A 19630-nucleotide genomic window follows, 5' to 3' on the forward strand; every position below is an offset into this window, starting at 1 on the left:
GCAGCGACCTGACCGGAGACCGCCGTGACCCAGCACGATCCCACCCTCGGTGAGCTGGGCGAATTCGCCGTCATCGACGCCGTCGCCGCAGGTAGGGCACACCCGGACGGGGTGCTGGTCGGGCCTGGCGACGACGCCGCGGTGCTCGCTACCCCCGACGGGCGGACTGTCGTCAGCACCGACATGCTGGTGCAGGACCGCCACTTCCGGCTGGACTGGTCCACCCCGCAGCAGATCGGCCGCCGCGCCATCGCGCAGAACGCCGCCGACATCGAGGCGATGGGCGCGATGCCGACGGGATTCCTCGTCGCGTTCGGCGCCCCGGCCGAGACGCCCGCGCGGATGGCCACCGAACTGTCCGACGGACTGTCGGAGGAGGCTGCCAAGGTCGGGGCATCCGTCGTCGGCGGGGACCTGGTGACCGCGCCGCAGTGGGTGGTGTCGGTGACCGCGCTCGGAGACCTGGGCGGCCGCCCCGCTGTGCTGCGCTCCGGCACCCGTGCCGGTGACGTCGTCGCCGTCAGCGGCGAACTGGGCCGCTCCGCTGGCGGGTACGCGCTGCTGGCAGCCGGAGCCACGGAGCTGGGCCCGGAGCTGTCCGCGCTGGTGGAGCGCCACCTCACCCCGGTCCCGCCGTACGGCCAGGGTGCGGTGGCCGCGGCGGCGGGCGCGACCGCGATGACCGATATCTCCGACGGTCTGATCACCGACCTCGCCCAGCTCGCCGAGGCGTCCGGGGTGGGGATCGAGTTGTCCACCACGGAGCTGGCGCCCGACACCGACGCGCTCGTCGTCGCCGCGGCGGCGCTGTCGCTGGACCCGGCCGTCGTCAACGAATGGGTGCTCGGCGGCGGCGAGGACCACGCGCTGGCCGCCACGTTCCCGTCGCACATCGAATTGCCGGAGCGCTGGCGAGCCATTGGGCAGGTCGTCGAGCAGCCCGGGATCCGGGTGGACGGGCAGGCGTGGCAGGGTCCGGCGGGCTGGGACTCATACGGCGCAACCCGTTAGGTTGACCGGGTGACTGAAGCAGCAGGCCCGCGTCCGCTGGAAGAACTCGTCGACCCCGGCTGGGCGACGGCGCTGGCCCCGGTACGGGACCGGATCACCGACATGGGCGCGTTCCTGCGCGCCGAACTGAGCCACGGCCGCGGCTACCTGCCGGCGGGCGAGAACGTGCTGCGCGCGTTCACCTTCCCGTTCGAGCAGGTCAGGGTGCTGATAGTCGGCCAGGATCCGTACCCCACGCCCGGACACGCGATGGGACTGAGCTTCTCCGTCGCGCCCGACGTGCGGCCGATACCGCGCAGCCTGCAGAACATCTTCACCGAGTACGGGTCCGACCTGGGCCTGCCGATGCCGTCCAACGGCGACCTCACGCCGTGGGCGCAGCGTGGCGTGATGATGCTCAACAGGGTGCTGACGGTGCGGCCCGGCACCCCCGCATCGCACCGCGGGAAGGGCTGGGAGGACGTCACCGAATGCGCCATCCGGGCGCTCGCGGAGCGCCCGCAGCCGTACGTGGCGATCCTGTGGGGCCGTGACGCCGGCACCCTCAAACCCATGCTCGGGCCGCGCTGCGCGGTGATCGAGTCCCCGCACCCCTCGCCGCTGTCGGCCTCCCGCGGCTTCTTCGGGTCCCGGCCGTTCAGCCGGGCCAACGCCCTGCTGACCGAGGCGGGCGCCGGGCCCATCGACTGGCAGCTGCCCTGACAGGGAGGGTGCGGGCACGCCAAAAGCGCCCCACCACCGAAAGGTGACGAGGCGCCTGGTGACGCTCAGGGAAGCGGGTGCGGGCACCCGCAACGCCGACTAACCGCGCGCGACCTTGCCGGCCTTGATGCACGAGGTGCAGGCGTTGACGCGCTTCTTGTTGCCGCCCGGGCGGTCAACAGAGTGCACGACCTGGATGTTCGGATCCCACCGGCGGTTGGTGCGACGGTGGGAGTGCGACACCGACTTGCCGAAGCCGGGGCCCTTTCCGCAGATGTCGCAGACGGCAGCCATGTAGCACTCCTCGAAGTCGATAACTTTCCGGGCCAACGACCTCACGGGTGGCCCGACAACCTGACCAGAATACCGAGGATGCACAGATAGCCAAAATCCGGAGTCAGGTCCGTCGGTCACAGTGGCTAGCATGGCCCCGTTGGACACGGCGGCGCGGAAGGGGTGCGGCGATGGCGGAACGTCAGCTCGACGGCTCCGCGCTGCGCCAGTGGGCGCACGCCTGCGTCGGCGCGCTGATCACCCACACCGACGAGATCAACCGCCTCAATGTCTTCCCGGTGCCCGACGGGGACACCGGCACGAACATGCTGTTCACCATGCGCGCCGCGGCAGCGGAGGCCGATCGCTGCGCTGACGGCGCCGACGTGGTGGCGGTGGCCGGCGCGCTGGCCGCAGGTGCGCTCGGCGGCGCCCGCGGAAACTCCGGGGTGATCCTGTCGCAGATCCTGCGCGGCTTGGCCGACGTCACCGCCTTCGCCGCCGCCAAGGCCGGTGGCACGCTCGACGCCATCGACGCGGCGGTGCTGGCCTCCGGGCTCCGGCACGGGGTGGCCGTCGCGGTCACCGCGATGGGCGGTGAGCTGATCGAGGGCACCGTCGTCTCGGTGCTGCAGGCCGCCGGCGACGCCGCGGACCGCGGCGCGGCCTCCGGGGACGGCCTGCCCGCGGTGCTGGGCGCGGTCACCGACGCCGCAGCCGCCGCCCTGGACCACACCCCGGATCAGCTGGACGTGCTGGCCCGCTCCGGGGTGGTCGACGCCGGCGGTCGCGGGCTGCTGGTGCTTCTGGACCAACTGCGCGCGACGGTCACCGGGCAGGACGCCTCCGACCGGCCCGCCTACGAGCCGCAGGTGGACATCACCTGCGCGGGGATGACGCCGGAGGCCGCCGAGCGGTGGAACGCCGAGCATGCTGAGCCGGTTGAGCTCTCGCCGTCCGCGCCCGCATTCGAGGTGATGTACCTGTTGTCTGGGCTCTCCGAGCGCGCCGTGCCCCAGTTGCGCCGCCGCCTGGAGGACCTCGGCGACTCGGTGTCCATCGCCGCCGCCGCCGACGGCGCCGGCGAACATTCCGTGCACGTGCACACCGACGACGCGGGCGCCGCGATCGAAGCAGGCCTGGCGCACGGCGCGGTGTCCCGGATCCGGGTCGCCTCGTTGACCGGCCCGGGTCAGGCGGAGGTGGCGCCCGCCGGCTGGCAGCGCGAACGCGCGGTGCTGGCGGTGGTCGACGGCGACGGCGCCGCGCAACTGTTCGCCGATGAGGGCGCGGTGGTGTTGCGGCCCGAGCACACCGGCGACGGCCCGTTCGTCAGCGCGCACCAGCTGCTGCGCGCGATCGTCGACACCGGCGCGGCCAAGGTGATGGTGCTGCCCAACGGTTACGTCGCCGTCGAGGAACTCGTCGCGGGCTGCACCGCCGCGATCGGCTGGGGCATCGACGTCGTCCCGCTGCCCACCGGCTCCATGGTCGCCGGCCTGGCGGCGATGGCGGTGCACGATCCCGCCCGCCGCGCCGTCGACGACGGTTACGCGATGGCGCAGGTCGCCGGCGTCACCCGGCACGGCTCGGTCCGGGTGGCCACCGAGCAGGCGCTGACCTGGGCCGGATCCTGCCGGGTCGGCGACGGTCTGGGCATCACCGGCGACGAGGTGATGGTGGTGCGTCATGACCTGACCGCCGCCGCGCGCGGACTCATCGACCTGATGTTGGGGCCCGGCGGGGAATTGGTGACGGTGCTGCTGGGAGAGGGAGTCGACCCGCGGATCGGTGAGCTGCTGGCCGAGCACGTGCGCCGCTACCACCTGGCCGCCGAACTGGTCTGCTACGTCAGCGGTCACCGCGGCGACGAGATCCTCATCGGAGTTGAGTGACGGGGTCTCGATGGCGAAACTGAGCGATCAGCTGGACTTCATCGTCGGCGCGAAGGCGGCGGCCGAACTCGATGAGCACCTCGGCATCCGCACCGTCGACGACCTGCTGCGGCACTACCCGCGCAAGTACATTCAGGGCACCACGGTCATCGACGACGGCCACATCCCCAAGGAGGGGGAGCACGTCACCTTCGTCGACACCGTCACCGGCGTCACTTCCCGCTGGACCCGCGGCAAACCGTCGCGCGAATTCATCGTCGCCACCCTCGGGCATCATCGGCCCAAGCTGAGCGCGACGTTCTTCAACGCGCGGTTCCTCAAGCAGATCCTGCTCGAAGGGTCGCTGGTGATGATCTCCGGCGAACTGGGCAGCTTCCGCGGCGATCTGCAGCTCACCCATCCGGAGTTCCTGATCCTGAAATCCCCACTGGGGCATGCGGGCAAGGGGTCACGCTCGATGGTCAAGGTCGCCACCGCGGCCCGGGACACCGAGGGCGTGGTGGGGCTGGAGGCGTTCAAACGCGATTCCCTCCCGATCTATCCGGCCACCAAGAAGCTGCAGAGCTGGGACATCTACCTGTGTGTGCGGCAGGTGCTGGCGATGCTGGACCCGGTGCCGGATCCATTGCCGGACTGGATCGTCGCGCGCTACGGACTGATGTCCGAAGACGAGGCGCTGCGCGCCATCCACCTGGCCGAGCATCCGGGGGAGCGGGAACGCGCGTTGCACCGGATCCGGTTCGACGAGTCGGTGGGCTTGCAGTGGGCGCTGGCCCGCCGGCGATACGGCGAACAGTCCGAATCCGGACCGTCTGCTGCGGTGCTGAGTTCCGGTCTGCGTTCGGACTTGGTGGCGCGGCTGCCATTTGAGCTCACCGCCGGCCAGCGGGATGTGCTGGAGGTGATCTCCGACGACCTTGCCCGGACCCGACCAATGAACCGGATGTTGCAGGGTGAGGTGGGCTCCGGCAAGACCATCGTGGCACTGCTGGCGATGGCGCAGATGGTGGACGCCGGATACCAGTGCGCGCTGCTGGCGCCCACTGAAGTGCTCGCCGAGCAGCACGCCCGATCGATGCGAAATGTGTTGGGCTCCTTGGCGATGGCCGGCCAACTCGGCGGCGCCGAGCACGCCACCCGGGTCACTCTGCTGACCGGCTCGATGTCCGCGGCGCAGAAGCGCGAGGTGCGCGACGAGATCGCCTCCGGGGAGGCCGGCATTGTGATCGGCACCCACGCCCTGCTGCAGGACACCGTGGAGTTCCACAAGCTCGGCATGGTGGTGGTCGACGAACAGCACCGCTTCGGGGTGGAACAGCGAGACACCTTGCGCGCCAAGGCGAAAGAGGGGATCACCCCGCACCTGCTGGTGATGACCGCCACTCCCATTCCGCGCACCATCGCGCTGACCGTGTACGGCGATCTGGAAACCTCGACGCTGCGTGAGCTGCCCAAGGGGCGCCAGCCGATCAGCACCAGCGCGGTCTTCTTCCGGGATGAGGGCAAGCGCAAGTGGTACGACCGGGTGTGGGATCGGATTCGCGAGGAGGTGGCGCAGGGCCGTCAGGCCTACGTCGTCGCGCCGCGGATCGACGATGACGACGACGCCAAGCATCCCGACGATGGTGACACCGACGCCCCCGCCGACCGGCAGAACGTCCGGAAGGCGACCGCGGTCACCACGCTGTACGAGCAGCTCGGGATCCGCGAGCTGCGCGGCCTGCGGCTGGGCCTCATGCACGGCAAACTCAGCGCGGAGGAGAAGGACGCGGCGATGTCCGCGTTCCGCGACGGCGAGATCGATGTGCTGGTCTGCACCACCGTCGTCGAGGTTGGCGTCGACGTCCCGAACGCCACCGCGATGGCCATCGTCGACGCCGACTGGTTCGGCATCAGCCAGCTGCATCAGCTGCGTGGGCGGATCGGCCGCGGCGAGCACGCCAGCGTGTGCATGCTGCTCACCGAACTGCCCTCGACGTCGAAGGCCGGAGTGCGACTCAAGGCGGTGGCCGACACCCTCGACGGGTTCGCGCTGGCCGAGTTGGACCTCGCCGAGCGCCGGGAGGGAAATGTGTTGGGGCGCGACCAATCCGGGCGCAGCGTCGGACTGCGACTGCTGTCGCTGCTGGAGCATCGGGAAATCATCGAGACCGCCCGGCTGCTATGCGACGAGATCGCCGCCGAGGATCCCGACCTGTCGAATCAGCCCGGGATGGACCAGCTGGCAGCGCATTTCATCGAGGACGAGCGCATGCAGTACTTGGAGAAGTCCTAAACACGGCGGGTTTCGGGCGGGTGTCGCTGATGGTGAGACGGTGCCCGTGTGAGGGTCGAATTTTCTCATAGAACTCTCAACCCACATGGTCTGTTTTCCGTTGTCTCGCAACGGAACTTGTCGGACCCGAGGTATAGCGTTCTTGCTATGAGCAGCAACGCCTACGCCGACCGGGAGGCGATCTTCGCCGCCCTCGCGCAGGCCGAAACTGCTCACCGTGTCTTGGCTTCGGCGTCCCTCGACGCGCTCTCGTCGGAGGAGGTGTTGGAGGTGCTCGCGCGCCGGGAGGCGCTCGCGTGGCGGGCCCCGGCGGCCGACCACCGACTGCTCGCCCGGTTGGTGGCTGACGGCAATCCGGGGGTGTTGGGGGCGGCGAACCTCACCCTCGTGTTGGAGGAGCGTCTGCGGATCTCCCGCGGCGTCGCCCGACGGCGTCTGGCTGAGGCCGCCGACCTCGGACCCCGGGTCGCGTTGGATGGGCAACCCCTGGAACCGGTGATGCCGTCGGTTGCTGAAGGGGTGGCGGACGGGGTGATCGGCCCGGAACAGGTCGCGATCGTGCGAGACACCTACGCGAAGATCCCGGCGGCGGTGGATCCGGAGACCCGGGCTGATGCCGAGAAGGAGTTGGCCGAGCTCGCCACGCAGTACGGGCCCTCGCATTTGAGCAAACTGGCGACCATGCTGCTCATGGTCCTCGATCCGGACGGGGACTTCGCCGATCGGCGCCGCGCCGCCGCCCGCGGCCTGTCCGTCGGCGCACAGACCCATGACGGGATGCGCAACCTGCGGGCGCGGTTGACCCCCGAAGCCTGGGCCACCCTGGAACCCATCCTGGAAAAGTTGGCGGCGCCGGGCATGTGCAATCCCGACGATGAACACCCCTGTGTCTCGGGAACACCGTCGGAGGAGCAGATTCAGGGTGATCGGCGCACGATCGCCCAGCGCAACCACGACGCCCTGGTCGCGGCGATGCGGGCACTGCTGGCCTCCGGCGACCTCGGGCAACACAACGGACTACCCGTCACGGTGATTGTGACGACGACACTTGCGGAGCTGAACGCCGCGGCCCACGGTGGGGTGCCCGCCGATCTCGGGGGCGCGGCGGTCACCGACCCGGTGGTGACGATCGCGGGCCCGGGCGCCCCGAGCGGCGGCCCGGTGACCCCGGCCGTGCCGGAACCGCCCGAGAACCCGACTGCCACTGATCCTGCCGGACTCCCGACCCCCTACGTCCCCGCGGCGCTCACGGGGTGGGCGGTGACTGCGGGCGGGTCGATGGTTCCGATGAGTGATTTCCTGCGAATGGCATCGCATGCCCTGCATTACCTGGTGATCTTCGACGGACGTGGCCGACCGTTGTGGCTGGGTCGGACCAAGCGTCTCGCGTCAGCCGATCAGCGGCTGGTCCTGTTCGCCCGGGACAAGGGATGCACCCGGCCGGGGTGCACAGCCAGCGCCTACCGGTGCCAGGCCGATCACCTCGACAATTTCAGCCAGGACGGCCAGACGAATGTCGACGAGCTGGGGCTGGACTGCGGCCCGGACAATCGGATGGCCTACCAACAGAACTGGAGCACCCGACTCAACACCGACGGCCGCGTGGAGTGGATCCCACCACCACACTTGGATCGCGGGCAGCCGCGGGTCAATCCGTATCACCAGCCGGCCGACATGCTCGCCCACTTCCACAAACGCTTCCGACACCAACACCCACCCGGGACGGACCCGCCCCAAGGCCCAGCACGCTAGGGCCGCCGCTGGACGCAGGGCCGGTACAGCGCCCCGGACGTGAATTTCGCGCCTGCCGCGCGGAGAATTCCACAGGCGGCCGCGGAGCTGACGGCGTTTAGGCCATGCCCCGCGGTAACCTCCTCGGCAAGATCGTCCCGGTCGTCTGACGCGGATCCGCCGATGGCAGGCCGCCGACGACGGGAGCTGGTGGGTTCGGGCCGGGGGTGGTGCTGCGATGACTCGGCGCAAAATGACGCTGCTGCTCTGTCTTGCAGCCGTGCTGGCCGTGGTGGTGGCCGCACAAGTCATTTACAACCGCAACCGATCGTCGTCCGCCGTGGACACCTACCCGCCCTCGGTGGCCGCCGGATCCGATGTGCTGGCAGGAATCACGGTGGTGCCCAAGAGGATTCGTGGACGCGACTACCAGCGGGGGATGTTCGGCGAATCCTGGACCGATGACACCGACGCCCCCGGTGGCCGCAACGGCTGCGACACCCGCAACGACATCCTGAACCGGGACCTGATCGACAAGACCTACAAGATGACGTCGCGATGCCCGAATGCGGTGGCAACCGGCGTGCTGCGCGACCCGTACACCAGCACCACCGTCGACTTCACCCGCGGAGACACCATCGGCCAGTCGGTGCAGATCGACCACATTGTGCCGCTGGCGTACGCGTGGGACATGGGCGCCCGGGACTGGACCCCGCAGCTACGGGCCCGGTTCGCCAACGATCCGGCGAACCTGCTGGCGGTGCAGGGTCAGGCCAACCAGGACAAGGGCGATCTGCCGCCGGGTTCCTGGATGCCGCCGAATCAAGCGTTCTGGTGCCAATATTCGATCCAGTTCATCGAGGTGCTGCGCGGCTATCACCTTCCGGTGGACCAGCGCTCGGCCCGGGCGCTGCGAGACGCCGCGGCGACGTGCCCGATCGGATAGAAACAACAGAGACAACCGTTGGGGATCGAACCGGAGGAGCAAGCGAAGTGCGTATCGGAATCATCATCGGGTCCATCCGCGACGGCCGTCTGGGCGCTGGTGTCGCCGAATGGGTGGCCGCCCAGGCCGCGAGCCGTGACGAAGCGGAGTTCGTGGTGATCGACCTGAAGAGCTTCGAGGTGCCGCTGCTGACAACCGCCGTCATCCCGGCGACCGCCAATCGGCAGTACGAATCCCCGCAGGTGAGGCGGTGGAGCGAGGCGATCGATGGTTGCGACGCTTTCGTTTTCGTCACCCCCGAGTACAACCACGGGGTGCCCGGCGCGTTCAAGAATGCGATCGACTCGCTGGCGAGCGAATGGCAGGGCAAGGCCGTCGCATTCGTCTCCTACGGCGCCGACGGCGGTGTCCGGGCGGTGGAGCAGTGGCGGCAGATCGTGGTGAACTTCTACATGGTCGACGTCCGCGCCCAGCTGGCGCTGTCGTTGTTCACCGACTTCGCCGACGGCGGCTTCGCTCCGCAGGAGCGCCGGGTGAAAGAACTCGACAACGTGCTCAACCAGCTGATCACCATGGCGGGCAAGCTGAGCTGAAATCGGTGGCCCGGACCCGGCACGCCGTGATGAGCTAGGGGCATGAACCCCGCTTCCGACCTGACCGACTGGTCCGGTGTGCCCTTCCCGCAACGCGCGCCGCTGCAGGGCGGCTACACCCGGCTGGAACCGCTGGACCCCGACCGGCACGTCGACGCGCTGTATCAAGCGGCGAGCGCCGAGGGCGCGCAGGAGCGGTTCCGCTACCTGCCCGACCGCCCGCCGGTCGACCGCGCGGACCTGCAAGACTGGATTCGCCGAGCCGTGGAAACCTCGGACCCGATGTTCTTCGCGGTGATCGACCGGGCCACCGGCCGGGCCGAGGGCCGTCAGGCGCTGATGCGGATCGACACCGCCAACGGCGTCGCCGAGATCGGGAACATCATGTGGGGGCCGGCGATGACCCGGACCCGAATCGCCACCGAGGCGCTGTACCTGTTCGCCGACCACATCTTCGGCCTCGGATACCGCCGGTTCGAATGGAAATGCGACGACCTCAACGTCCCGTCCAAGCGCGCCGCGCAGCGCTTCGGGTTCGCCTTCGAGGGAGTGTTCCGGCAGGACCGGGTGGTCAAGGGCCTCAACCGCAACACCGCCTGGTTCTCCATCATCGACTCCGAGTGGCCGCGGCTGCGCGAGGGTTACCGGCGGTGGTTGGCGCCGGACAATTTCGACGCCGACGGCCGGCAGCGGGAAAAGCTGAGCTTCTGAACGGTCCCGGCGCCCGGCCGGCAGGGCGGGGTCGATAGGTTCGGAAGCTGTGACCCTCCCCAGCGTCCCGCCGTCGGACAATTCGCGACTCCGCCTACCCGAACCGGTGTTGCGGATCGCCAATCGCGGCATGGGCCGGGTGCTGTCGACGCTGCCCGGACCGGCCAAGCAGCTGTTGTCCGGCGGCCGGTCGGTGGTGATCGATGGGAACACCCTGGACCCGTCGCTGCAGTTGTTCCTGAACGCCTATCGGCTCTCCGGATTCCAGGGGCTGATCGTCGACGGCGATGTGGCCGCCAGTCGGCGCAACCTCGACGACGCCACCGTCAAGTACGCCGGGCAGCGGGCGGCCGTCGCCGTCGCGGAGCTGACCATCCCCGGCCCGGCCGGGCCGATCCCGGCCCGCCACTATCACCCCGGCGACGGGGAGCTGCGCGCGCTGCTGGTCGCCTACCACGGCGGCGGCTGGACCCTCGGCGGCCTGGACGGCTGGGACGGCTTCTACCGCCAGATCTGCCGCGAGTCCGACGTGCACGTGCTGTCCGTCGACTACCGGCTGGCGCCCGAACATCCCGCACCCGCCGCGTTCGAGGACGCCTACGCCGCCTATCTGTGGGCCGTCGAACACGCCGCCGAGCTGGGCGCCGACCCGGCTCGGGTGGCGGTCGGCGGGGACAGCGCCGGCGGCAACCTCGCGGCCGTGGTGGCCCAGGCCGCCCGCGACGCCGGGGATCCGCTGCCCGCCCTGCAGCTGCTGCTCTACCCGATCACCGACCAGTTGGCCACCACCCGGTCGCGGACCTTGTTCGGCGCCGGTTTCCTGCTCACCGCGTTGGACATCGCCGCGTTCATCAACTACTACCTGGGCGCTTCGGAGCTGGACCTCGAGGATCCGCGGGTGTCGCCGCTGCGGGCCGCGGACCTGGCCGGATTGCCGCCGGCGCTGGTCGTCACCGCGGGATTCGACCCGCTGCGCGACGAGGGCGAGGCGTACGCCGAGCGGATGCGCGAGGCGGGCGTGGCCGTCGACCTGAGGCGGTACCGGCCGATGATCCACGGGTTCACCAACTTCAACGGGTTCGGCGGCGAGGTCAGCCGTTCAATCGCCGACATCACCTCCGCGCTGCGCGCCCACCTGAGCCGCGGCTGAGCCACCGCCGCCAGCCGGTACCCTGGAACGGCTTAACCCGAAGCGGCTCAGCCGCCCAGCGCGAGGAACACCGGAGACTGTGGCAAGCAAATCGAATCGCCCCGCCAAGTACGATCTGAAGGCCGCCGAAGGCAAGCGCGACCTGTTCGTGAAGGTCGGCCTGACCGCCCTGGTCGTGGTGTTCGCCGTCGGACTCGTCGGCTACATCCTGCTCAGCGGTGAGAAGGCCAAGCAGGCCGGCGAAGTGCTCGCCGTGCGCGCGGCCGCGGAGAACGTGATCAAGAACGAGCAGGGCGAGCCCAAGGCCGTCCTGTCGGTCTACGAGGACTTCCGCTGCCCGCACTGCCAGGAATTCGAAGAGGCCTTCGGCGGCACCCTGAGCCGGATCATCGACAGCGGCGCCGCCGCCGTCGACTACTACTCCGTCTCGATCATGGACGACGCGTCCAAGTTCTCCACCCGGTCGGCCAACGCCGCCTACTGCGTCGGCGCCGAGGACACCTCGGCCAACAAGGAGGCCTACCGCCGCTTCCACTCCGGCGTGTTCACCAAGGTCCGCACCGAAGGCGCGCAGGTCCTCGACGACAAGGCGCTGACCGAGCTGGCGCGGCAGTCCGGCATCGTCGGCAAGGTGCCCGAGTGCATCCGGGCCGGCCGCAATGACGACATGGTCCTGGGCCTGGCGAAGGCTGCCGGCATCAGCGGCACCCCGACCGTGCGGCTCAACGGTGAGGACATCAAGTTCGCCGACGACCAGGGCAACTTCATCAGCACCGACGAGTTCATCGCCCAGATCACCGACGTTGTCGGCGACGTGCCGGGGCTGAAGGCCGCGACCAAGACCGCGCCGTGACCGACGCCGGCGAGAACGTCGAGGAAGTCACCGTCTCCGATGCCGCCGTCGAGGAGGTCGTCCTGGATGACGGGGCTGCCGACGACGGCGACGCGGTGATCGTCGGCAAGGCGAGCGCCTGGTGGATCCTGATCGCCGGCATCGTCGGCCTGACCGCGTCGTTCACGCTGACCGTCGAGAAGCTCGAACTGCTGGTCAACCCGGCCTACGTGCCGAGTTGCAGTCTGAACCCGGTGATGTCCTGCAGCCCGGTGATGAGCTCCTGGCAGGCCTCGGTGTTCGGCTTCCCGAACCCGCTGATCGGGCTGATGGCGTTTTCCGTCGTGATCACCACCGGGATGCTGGCGATCGGCAAGGTCAGTCTGCCGCGGTGGTACTGGAACGGGCTGCTGATCGGCACGGTGCTGGGCGCGGCGCTGGTGCACTGGCTGATCTTCGAAAGCCTGTACCGGATCGGCGCGCTGTGCCCGTACTGCATGGTGGTCTGGGCCATGACCATGACGCTGCTGGTGGTCGCCGCCGGGATCGCGCTGCGCCCGCTGGCCACCCGAAACGCCGTCGCGCACGCCATCTACCAGTGGCGCTGGCCGCTGGTGGTGCTGTGGTTCACCGGGCTGATCCTGCTGATCCTGGTCCGGTTCTGGAGCTACTGGTCGACACTGATCTGAGCACCCGCACACCCGCCGACGAGAGGAGCGCGCCGTGACCACCGTGGTTGAGACACCGGTCAACGTCCCGTTCGCCGGCGCGGTCACCCTGGTGGTGCGCGCGGGGGAGCGGGTGTCGGCCGGTCAGCCGCTGGCCATCCTGGAGGCGATGAAGATGGAGGCGGCCATCACCGCGCCGCGCTCCGGCGCCGTCGCCCGGATCGTCGCTGCCGACAGCGCCCTGGTCGAGGGCGGCGATCTGCTGCTGGTGCTGCGCTGAGCCGCATCATCGGCGGGGCGGCCGGCGGACGTCGCATCGCCGTCCCGCAGCGCGGCACCCGGCCCACCACCGATCGGGTGCGCGAGGCGTTGTTCAACATGCTGGAAGCGCGGCTGGACTTCGACGGCATGGCGGTGCTGGACCTGTTCGCCGGGTCGGGGGCACTCGGGTTGGAGGCGCTGTCCCGCGGCGCGGCGAGCGCGGTGTTCGTCGAGTCCGACGCGCGCGCGGCCGCGGTCATCGACGGCAATATCTCCACTCTCGGCCTGCCGGGAGGGTCGCTGCGGCGCGGAACGGCCGGGTCATTGCTGGGGGTGGACGCGCCGATGGCCGTCGACCTGGTGTTCGCCGATCCGCCCTATGACGTGCCGGCCAGCGAGGTCGACGCGCTGCTGGCGGATCTGACCACCCACGGCTGGGCCGGCCGCGGCACCGTCGTCGTGGTGGAGCGCCCCAATTCCGGGCCGCGGCTGCGCTGGCCGGCGGGGTGGGAGCTGTGGAAGGAGCGCCGCTACGGCGACACCCGGCTGGAGATCGCCGAGTACGCCGGCTGAAGCCGGGTAGCGTCCTGGCGTATGAGCACCGCGAGTCGACGACGCGGGGCGAGGAACGAGCCCTGTGGAGGAGCGAGCGTATGAGCGGAGCGGTATGCCCGGGGTCCTTCGACCCCGTCACCCTTGGTCACGTCGACGTCTTCGAGCGGGCGGCCGCCCAGTTCGACGAGCTGATCATCGCGGTGCTGGTCAACCCCAACAAGCAGGGCATGTTCAGCGCCGAGGAGCGGATGGAGCTGATCGCCGAGTGCACCGCGCACCTGCCGAACGTGCGGGTGGAGTCGGGATCGGGGCTGGTCGTCGACTTCGTCAAGGAGCGCGGGTTCACCGCGATCGTCAAGGGGCTGCGCACCGGGACCGACTTCGAGTACGAGCTGCAGATGGCGCAGATGAACCGGCACATCGCGGGGGTGGACACCTTCTTCGTCGCCACCAAGCCGGCGTTTTCGTTCGTGTCGTCGTCGCTGGCCAAGGAGGTCGCCACCCTGGGTGGCGATGTGTCGGCGCTGCTGCCCGAGGTGGTCAACCGCCGGCTGGCGGAGAAGATCGCGGCCAAGCGGCAGGGCTGAACGGCCCGTCGAACGCATTTCCGCCGCGACACACCGGCGTGGCTACTCCCGTCACAGCAGTAACACGATGCACACTAGTAACACCATCAACAGATCGTGGAGGCTGCGCCGTGTACCGAGTTTTTGAAGCGCTCGACGAGTTGGGCGCCATTGTCGAAGAGGCTCGCGGCGTGCCGATGACCGCCGGCTGCGTCGTCCCGCGCGGAGACGTCCTGGAACTGCTCGACGACATCAAGGACGCCATCCCCGGCGAACTCGACGACGCCCAGGATGTGCTCGACGCGCGCGACGGCATGCTGCGCGACGCCAAGGAGCACGCCGACCAGATGGTGTCCTCGGCCACCGCCGAGGCCGAATCCACCCTCGCGCACGCCCGCGCCGAAGCCGACCGGATGCTGTCGGAGGCCAAGGCGCAGGCCGACCGGATGGTCTCCGAGGCGCACGCGCACTGCGACCGCGTCGTCGGCGAGGCCCACGAGGAGGCCAACCGCCTGGTCAGCACCGCCAAGCGCGACCAGGAGACCATCACCTCCCGGGCCAAGGCCGAGGCGGACCGCCTGGTCGAAAGCGGCAACATCTCCTACGAGAAGGCCGTGCAGGAAGGCATCAAGGAGCAGCAGCGCCTGGTGTCGCAGACCGAGGTGGTCAGCACCGCGACCGCCGAAGCCACCCGGCTCATCGACTCGGCGCACGCCGAGGCCGACCGGCTGCGCGGCGAATGCGACATCTACGTCGACAGCAAGCTCGCCGAGTTCGAGGACTACCTCAACGGCACCCTGCGGTCGGTTGGCCGCGGCCGCCATCAGCTGCGCACCGCAGCCGGCACGCACGACTACGTCCAGCGCTGATCCGCTACCCGCGACGCGCCCGACCGACGGTGAGCTGATGCCGTCGGTCGGGCGCGCGTCGGCGTCGTAGAATCTCAGGCATGCCGCCAGCAAACCCACTGCGGATCGACGTCGCGCGCCTGGGCCGTCGTCCCGGGGCGATGATCACCCGCGCCGAAACAGCGCCCAGTCCCTCGCGCATCGGGCTCGACCTGCTGGCGATCCCGGTCGGCGCCCCGCTCGAGCTGGATCTGCAGTTGCAGTCGGTCTCCGAAGGCGTGCTGGTCACCGGCACCGTCGCGGCGCCGACCGAGGGCGAATGCTCCCGCTGCCTGACCCCGTTCACCGGCGACGTCGAGATCGAGCTGACCGAGCTGTTCGCCTACCCGGACAGCACCACCGAGGCCACCTCCGAAGAAGACGAGGTCGGCCACCTCGTCGACGACATCGTCGACCTGGAGCAGACGGTGGTCGACGCGGTCGGGTTGGCGCTGCCGTTCTCGCCGCTGTGCAGCCCGGACTGCCCCGGTCTATGCCCGCACTGCGGCGTCGCGCTGGCCACCGCCGAGGAAGGCCACTCGCACGAGATCATCGACCCGCGCTGGGCCAAACTCGCCGAGTTCAAAGATGACTGAGGATCGGGCGCCGCTGCTGGCCGCACTCGGCGTCGACCTGCCCGACGAGCTGCTGACCCTGGCGCTGACCCACCGCAGCTACGCCTACGAACACGGCGGACTGCCCACCAATGAGCGGCTGGAGTTCCTCGGCGACTCGGTGCTGGGGCTGACCATCACCGACGAGCTCTATCACCGCCATCCCGACCGCAGCGAGGGCGATCTGGCCAAGCTGCGCGCCAGCATCGTGAACACCACCGCGCTGGCCGATGTCGGCCGCGGCCTGACCGACGCCGGGCTGGGCAGCTTTCTGCTGCTGGGCCGCGGGGAGGAGTCCAGCGGCGGCGCCGACAAGTCCTCGATCCTGGCCGACGGCGTGGAGTCGCTGCTCGGCGCGGTGTACCTGCAGCACGGGATCGACACCGCGCGCTCGGTCATTCTGCGGCTGTTCGCCGAATTGCTGGACACGGCGCCGACATTGGGCGCCGGACTGGACTGGAAATCAAGCCTGCAGGAGCTGACGGCCGCCCGCGGCCTGGGCGCCCCGCGTTACGTGGTGAGCTCCACCGGCCCCGACCACGACAAGCAATTCAGCGCCACCGTGGTGCTCGGCGACACCGAGTACGGCCACGGCAACGGGCGGACCAAGAAGGAAGCCGAGCTCAAGGCCGCGGCCGCCGCCTGGACCGCGCTGGAAGCGCAAACCGCCACCGTCTGATGCCGGACGCCTGATGCCGGAGCTGCCTGAGGTCGAGGTGGTGCGCGCCGGCTTGCACCAGCACATCGTCGGCCGCCGGATCACCGCGATCGAGGTGCGTCATCCCCGCGCGGTGCGCCGACATCTCGGCGGCGCAACCGATTTGGCCGCCCGGCTGCTCGGCGCGACGATCACCGGCACCGGCCGGCGCGGGAAGTACATGTGGCTGGTCCTCGACGACGAGCTGGCTTTGGTGGTGCATCTGGGCATGAGCGGGCAGATGCTGCTCGGCGGAGTTCCGAAGGTCGAACACATCCGGATCTCGACCCTGCTCGACGACGGACTGGAGCTCAGCTTCGTCGACCAGCGCACCTTCGGCGGGTGGCAGCTCGCCGAGTTCGTGGAGGTGGACGGGTCCGCGCTCCCGACGCCCGTCGCGCATCTGGCCCGCGACCCGCTGGACCCGCGGTTTGATCGCGACGCCGTGGTTAAAGTGTTGCGGCGCAAGAACTCCGAGATCAAACGACAACTGCTGGACCAGACCGTCGTCTCCGGAATCGGCAATATCTACGCCGATGAGGCGCTGTGGCGCGCGGGCGTCAACGGCGCCCGGCAGGCGTCGGCGCTGACCAAACCTCGCCTCGCCGCGGTGCTCGACGCGGCCGCCGAGGTGATGGCCGAAGCGCTCGCCCAGGGCGGCACCTCGTTCGACTCGCTGTATGTGAACGTCAACGGCCAGTCCGGCTACTTCGAACGCTCCCTGGACGCCTACGGCCGCGAGGGCCGGGCGTGCCGGCGCTGCGGGGCGCCGATCCGCCGGGAGAAGTTCATGAACCGATCGTCGTTCTACTGCCCCCGCTGCCAGCCGAGGCCCCGGCGCTGACGGAGGCCCTGCCGCGGCGCCGGTAGATTCGCAGGCGGATCAGGGAACGTGCCCCGAACGTCGTCGACGACTCGTAAAGGATAAGCATGACCGAACTGTGGGTGGAGCGCACCGGGACCCGCCGATACACCGGCCGCAGCTCCCGCGGCGCGGAGGTGCTCGTCGGCCCGGTGGACGTTGACGGGGTGTTCACCCCCGGCGAGCTGATGAAGATCGCGCTGGCCGCCTGCGCAGGGATGAGCGCCGACCAGCCGCTGGCCCGCCGACTCGGCGACGACTACGACGCCCGCGTCGAGGTGTCCGGGGACGCCGACCGGGACAACGAGGTGTACCCGGCGCTCGCCGAGACGCTGCGCATCGACCTGTCGCAGCTGACCGACGCCGAGGCCGCCCGGGTGCACACCGTGGTGGCCCGCGCCATCGACTCGGTGTGCACGGTCGGCCGGACGCTCAAGGCCGGAACCGAGATCACCTTCGAAATCGCCGACGGCCGCGGCCCCGAGGCATGAACACCGGCGACCCGGTCCGGCTCACCGCCTGGGTGCACGGCCATGTCCAGGGCGTGGGTTTCCGCTGGTGGACCCGGTCCCGCGCGCTGGAACTCGGCCTGACCGGCTACGCCAAGAACCAGGCCGACGGCCGGGTGCTCGTCGTCGCCCAGGGGCCGCGGCCGTCCTGCGAAAAACTGCTGGACCTGCTCCAAACCGGCCGCACGCCGGGCAGCGTGGACACCGTCGTCGCCGACTGGTCCGAGGCCGGCGAGCCGATCCGCGGCTTCTCCGAGCGGTAGCGGCCCATGCCCGAACGCCTGTCCGTGGACATCGTGCTGGAGAAGGACGTCGCGGTGCGGCTGCGCGACGGGGTGACCATCTACGTGGACGTGGTCCGACCGGCGGGCGCCGAGCAGGTCCAGGTGATCGTCGCGTGGAGCCCCTACGGCAAGGCCCAGGGCAGCTCGGCGGCCGCCCGCGGAGTGTTCGGACTCGTCGGCCTCGAGGACGCCATCGTGTCGGGCCTGCACAAATTCGAGGGGCCCGACCCCGCCTACTGGTGCGGCCACGGTTACGCGGTCTGCAACCCCGACCCGCGCGGCATCACCGACTCCGAAGGCGACAGCGTGCTGTGGGACCGCCAGGAAGGCCGGGACTGCCACGATCTGATCGAGTGGCTGGCCGAACAGCCCTGGTGCACCGGCAAGGTGGGGATGAGCGGAACCTCCTACCTCGCCGTCGCACAATGGTTCACCGCCGCCGAGCAGCCGCCGCACCTGGCGGCGATCAACCCCGTGGGAAGGCGTCAGCGACGTCTACCGCGACCTGGCGGTGCGCGGCGGGATACCCGACACCGGGTTCGCCCGGCAACTACAGGACCACAGCTTCCGCGGGAAGCAGCGGCAAGAGGACCTGCTCGCCGAGGTCGCGCGCTATCCGCTGGTCAACGAGATGTGGGAGAACAAGATCCCGCGCTTCGATCAGATCACCACACCTGCCTACGTGGTGGCCAGCTACTCCAACACCCTGCACACGCCCGGCGCCTTCCGCGCGTGGCGACGGATGGCGTCGGAGCAGAAGTGGCTGCGCGTCCACAACAGCCAGGAATGGCCCGACTACTACGACGAGGCGAACCGGGAGGACCTGCGCCGCTTCTTCGACCACTACCTCATTGGCGCCGACAACGGCTGGGAGCACACCCCGCGGGTGCGCTATGCGCTGCTCGACCTGTGCGGCGGCGACCAGACCCAGCTGCCCGCCGACCAGTTCCCGCCGGGTGACGTCGCGCAGACGAAGTACTACCTGGACGGGGCATCCCGCACGCTGCGAACCGCGCCGCCTGCCGCCGCCGACACAGCGGCCTACGACACCCAGGGCGCGGCGAACCTGGTCTCCTTCCTGCTCGGATTCGATGAGGAAACCATCGTGGTCGGGTACCCGAAGGCGCGGCTGTGGGTGGAGGCGCGCGACGCCGACGATATGGACCTGTTCGTGTTCCTGCAGAAGCTCGACGCCCAGGGCACACCGCTGCAGGAGTTCACCGTCCCCAACCAGAGCGCGCGGATCCACGACGTCACCGAACACGGGGCGACGATCCTGCGGTACAAGGGATCCGAGGGCCGGCTGCGCGTCTCCCTGCGGGAACTCGACCCGGCGCACTCGACCGACGAGATCCCCGCGCACCGCTTCGACCGAGTGGCCAAACTGAGCCCCGGCGAAGTCGTCGAGGAAAAGATCGAACTGATGCCCGTCGGACTGGTGCTCCGCCCCGGCGAGCGTCTGCGACTGGTGATCAGCGGGCGCAATCTCTTCGGCGGCTGGATGCCCGGACTGCGGGAGTACGCGCCGGCCAACCGCGGGCAGCATGTGTTCCACACCGGCGGCGCGCGGCTCTCCTATCTGCAACTGCCGATTACGCACCGGTAATC

At 69.7% G+C, this 19630-nt stretch carries 21 protein-coding genes and 2 pseudogenes; 22 read left to right on the forward strand and 1 reads right to left on the reverse strand.

Annotated elements, in window-relative coordinates; translation table 11 throughout:
* Nucleotides 1-24 precede the first annotated feature (24 nt).
* Entirely contained in the window at nucleotides 25-1011 is a 987-nt protein-coding gene (locus L2Z93_RS05545; protein ID WP_090585439.1) for a thiamine-phosphate kinase, read from the forward strand.
* Between the two features lie 9 nt (nucleotides 1012-1020).
* The gene (locus tag L2Z93_RS05550; RefSeq protein ID WP_090585437.1) at nucleotides 1021-1713 is read left to right on the forward strand and encodes a uracil-DNA glycosylase; all 693 of its coding nucleotides are present in this window, start codon (nucleotides 1021-1023) and stop codon (nucleotides 1711-1713) included.
* Between the two features lie 99 nt (nucleotides 1714-1812).
* Here the strand turns inward: L2Z93_RS05550 and rpmB are convergent, their stop codons facing one another.
* Nucleotides 1813-2007, reverse strand: coding sequence for a 50S ribosomal protein L28 (gene rpmB, locus L2Z93_RS05555; RefSeq protein WP_090585435.1), 195 nt, complete (start codon nucleotides 2005-2007; stop codon nucleotides 1813-1815).
* Between the two features lie 170 nt (nucleotides 2008-2177).
* Here rpmB and L2Z93_RS05560 point away from each other — a divergent pair, with 170 nt between their 5' ends.
* The 20 genes and pseudogenes from L2Z93_RS05560 to L2Z93_RS05650 all read left to right on the forward strand — a co-directional run bounded on the left by L2Z93_RS05560 (nucleotide 2178) and on the right by L2Z93_RS05650 (nucleotide 19628).
* A complete protein-coding gene (locus L2Z93_RS05560) occupies nucleotides 2178-3881 on the forward strand; it encodes a fatty acid kinase ATP-binding subunit FakA (protein WP_090585433.1) in 1704 nt (567 codons plus the stop codon).
* Nucleotides 3882-3891: 10 nt separating this feature from the next.
* A complete protein-coding gene (gene recG, locus L2Z93_RS05565) occupies nucleotides 3892-6156 on the forward strand; it encodes an ATP-dependent DNA helicase RecG (RefSeq protein WP_090585431.1) in 2265 nt (754 codons plus the stop codon).
* Nucleotides 6157-6303: 147 nt separating this feature from the next.
* Entirely contained in the window at nucleotides 6304-7908 is a 1605-nt protein-coding gene (locus L2Z93_RS05570) for an HNH endonuclease signature motif containing protein (RefSeq protein ID WP_090585429.1), read from the forward strand.
* A 217-nt stretch (nucleotides 7909-8125) separates the two neighbouring features.
* Complete coding sequence (locus L2Z93_RS05575) at nucleotides 8126-8833, forward strand: HNH endonuclease family protein (RefSeq protein ID WP_090585427.1); 708 nt, start codon at nucleotides 8126-8128, stop codon at nucleotides 8831-8833.
* A gap of 47 nt (nucleotides 8834-8880) precedes the next feature.
* Entirely contained in the window at nucleotides 8881-9426 is a 546-nt protein-coding gene (locus tag L2Z93_RS05580) for an NADPH-dependent FMN reductase (protein ID WP_090585425.1), read from the forward strand.
* A gap of 42 nt (nucleotides 9427-9468) precedes the next feature.
* Nucleotides 9469-10137, forward strand: coding sequence for a GNAT family N-acetyltransferase (locus L2Z93_RS05585; RefSeq protein ID WP_090585423.1), 669 nt, complete (start codon nucleotides 9469-9471; stop codon nucleotides 10135-10137).
* Nucleotides 10138-10186: 49 nt separating this feature from the next.
* Entirely contained in the window at nucleotides 10187-11287 is a 1101-nt protein-coding gene (locus L2Z93_RS05590) for an alpha/beta hydrolase (RefSeq protein WP_234785983.1), read from the forward strand.
* A 79-nt stretch (nucleotides 11288-11366) separates the two neighbouring features.
* Nucleotides 11367-12140 carry a DsbA family protein gene (locus L2Z93_RS05595; RefSeq protein ID WP_090585421.1) on the forward strand — a complete coding sequence of 258 codons (774 nt, stop codon included), beginning with the start codon at nucleotides 11367-11369 and terminating at the stop codon, nucleotides 12138-12140.
* Between the two features lie 62 nt (nucleotides 12141-12202).
* Entirely contained in the window at nucleotides 12203-12808 is a 606-nt protein-coding gene (locus L2Z93_RS05600; protein WP_090585631.1) for a vitamin K epoxide reductase family protein, read from the forward strand.
* A 58-nt stretch (nucleotides 12809-12866) separates the two neighbouring features.
* A pseudogene (locus L2Z93_RS05605) lies at nucleotides 12867-13067 on the forward strand (biotin/lipoyl-containing protein); the annotation flags it as partial.
* Nucleotides 13064-13621: a 16S rRNA (guanine(966)-N(2))-methyltransferase RsmD gene (rsmD, locus tag L2Z93_RS05610; RefSeq protein ID WP_090585417.1), complete on the forward strand. Its 558-nt coding sequence runs from the start codon at nucleotides 13064-13066 to the stop codon at nucleotides 13619-13621. The pseudogene L2Z93_RS05605 and the gene rsmD, both read left to right, overlap by 4 nt.
* An 80-nt stretch (nucleotides 13622-13701) precedes the next feature.
* Nucleotides 13702-14190: a pantetheine-phosphate adenylyltransferase gene (gene coaD, locus L2Z93_RS05615; RefSeq protein WP_090585415.1), complete on the forward strand. Its 489-nt coding sequence runs from the start codon at nucleotides 13702-13704 to the stop codon at nucleotides 14188-14190.
* A gap of 110 nt (nucleotides 14191-14300) precedes the next feature.
* On the forward strand, nucleotides 14301-15038 hold the full coding sequence (sepIVA, locus tag L2Z93_RS05620) for a cell division protein SepIVA (protein WP_090585412.1): 738 nt from the start codon (nucleotides 14301-14303) through the stop codon (nucleotides 15036-15038).
* Between the two features lie 80 nt (nucleotides 15039-15118).
* Nucleotides 15119-15652 carry a YceD family protein gene (locus L2Z93_RS05625; protein WP_193438926.1) on the forward strand — a complete coding sequence of 178 codons (534 nt, stop codon included), beginning with the start codon at nucleotides 15119-15121 and terminating at the stop codon, nucleotides 15650-15652.
* Nucleotides 15645-16349 (forward strand): ribonuclease III, encoded by a 705-nt coding sequence (rnc, locus tag L2Z93_RS05630; RefSeq protein ID WP_090585410.1) that lies wholly within the window; start codon nucleotides 15645-15647, stop codon nucleotides 16347-16349. The genes L2Z93_RS05625 and rnc overlap by 8 nt, the downstream gene beginning before the upstream one ends.
* A gap of 13 nt (nucleotides 16350-16362) precedes the next feature.
* Nucleotides 16363-17211: a bifunctional DNA-formamidopyrimidine glycosylase/DNA-(apurinic or apyrimidinic site) lyase gene (mutM, locus tag L2Z93_RS05635; protein ID WP_090585408.1), complete on the forward strand. Its 849-nt coding sequence runs from the start codon at nucleotides 16363-16365 to the stop codon at nucleotides 17209-17211.
* Between the two features lie 86 nt (nucleotides 17212-17297).
* The gene (locus L2Z93_RS05640) at nucleotides 17298-17720 is read left to right on the forward strand and encodes an OsmC family protein (protein ID WP_090585406.1); all 423 of its coding nucleotides are present in this window, start codon (nucleotides 17298-17300) and stop codon (nucleotides 17718-17720) included.
* Nucleotides 17717-18001: an acylphosphatase gene (locus L2Z93_RS05645; protein ID WP_090585404.1), complete on the forward strand. Its 285-nt coding sequence runs from the start codon at nucleotides 17717-17719 to the stop codon at nucleotides 17999-18001. Before L2Z93_RS05640 ends, L2Z93_RS05645 begins: the two co-directional genes overlap by 4 nt.
* 6 nt (nucleotides 18002-18007) lie before the next feature.
* Nucleotides 18008-18487, forward strand: a pseudogene (locus tag L2Z93_RS19420) (CocE/NonD family hydrolase); the annotation flags it as partial.
* Nucleotides 18488-18533: 46 nt separating this feature from the next.
* Entirely contained in the window at nucleotides 18534-19628 is a 1095-nt protein-coding gene (locus tag L2Z93_RS05650; protein ID WP_234785982.1) for a CocE/NonD family hydrolase C-terminal non-catalytic domain-containing protein, read from the forward strand.
* Nucleotides 19629-19630 lie beyond the last annotated feature (2 nt).

The organism is Mycolicibacterium brumae (assembly GCF_025215495.1).
Classification (GTDB): Bacteria; Actinomycetota; Actinomycetes; order Mycobacteriales; family Mycobacteriaceae; genus Mycobacterium; species Mycobacterium brumae.